Source organism: Halochromatium glycolicum (assembly GCF_016584085.1).
GTDB classification, from domain to species: domain Bacteria; phylum Pseudomonadota; class Gammaproteobacteria; order Chromatiales; family Chromatiaceae; genus Lamprobacter; species Lamprobacter glycolicus.
The window spans coordinates 1-1,017 of record NZ_NRSJ01000118.1 but is presented as its reverse complement, the minus strand read 5'-3'; the positions used below and the strand labels follow the sequence as shown (position 1 = coordinate 1,017).

Sequence of the window (1,017 nt, the reverse complement as noted above, 5' to 3'; positions counted from 1 at the left end):
CGTGGAACTTCAGCTTGCCTAGGTCGATGCCGATGATCGTCTCAGCCATGGAATCAGTCCTCCGCATCAGGTGCCGGTTGTGTGCCCCAGCAGGATAAAGAAGGAGGGGCGGACCATTCCATTAAGCCGCGGCGATCTGGGGGGAAGAGGACGCATGATCAGCGCCCAAGATCGCCGCCACGCTATTGAGCTGATCGACGAGGCCATCGCCGCCGGGGCGCGCAAGGCACAGGCCTGCGCCGCGCTTGGGCTGAGCCTGCGCACCGTGCAACGCTGGCGCTCTCAGGGCGCTGTCACCGAAGACCGCCGCCCGAGCGCGCAGCGGCCCACGCCGCCCAATGCGCTCAGCGAGGCCGAACGCGCGGCGGTGCGCGCCGCCTGCCACCAGCCTGAGCACGCCAGTCTGCCGCCGAGCCAGATCGTCCCGCGCTTGGCCGATGCCGGCATTTACCTGGCCTCGGAATCGACCTTCTACCGCTTGCTGCGCACCGAGGGCGCCCAGCACCACCGGGGTCGCGCCAAGGCCCCGCGTGCCGCCACATCGCCCCCGAGCCACACCGCCACCGGCCCGAACCAGGTGTGGTGCTGGGACATCACCTATCTGCCCGGACCGGTGCGCGGGGTGTTCTTCTACCTGTATCTGATCCTCGATCTCTACAGCCGCAAGATTGTTGGCTGGGAGGTGCACAGCGCCGAGAACAGTGAGCATGCCAGCGCCTTGGTCCAGCGCGCCGTGCTCGCCGAAGGCCCCCTGAGTCGACCGCTGATTCTGCACGCCGATAACGGCAGTCCACAGAAGGGCAGCACCCTGCTGGCGACCCTGCAGCACTTGGGCATCATGCCCTCCTATAGCCGTCCCCGCGTCAGTGATGACAACGCCTATGCTGAGTTGCGTATTCCGACCCATCGTGACCATCGATTCCGCTTGAAGGTGACCGCGGATTCCGACGGAACGTGACCGCCGATTCCGATCTCAACGTGACCAATTTCCGGTCGGTTTCCGGAATGGCTGGTCAC

The 1,017-nt window shown here is 65.9% G+C and carries 1 protein-coding gene; it reads left to right on the top strand.

Annotated elements, in window-relative coordinates:
- Positions 1 to 154: 154 nt before the first annotated feature.
- Positions 155 to 958, top strand: coding sequence for a DDE-type integrase/transposase/recombinase (locus CKO40_RS23755; RefSeq protein ID WP_200348931.1), 804 nt, complete (start codon positions 155 to 157; stop codon positions 956 to 958).
- Positions 959 to 1,017 lie beyond the last annotated feature (59 nt).

Coding starts and splice junctions, on each gene's coding strand:
- CKO40_RS23755 (WP_200348931.1), top strand. CDS start 155: ATGATCAGCGCCCAAGATCGCCGCCACGCTATTGAGCTGATCGACGAG.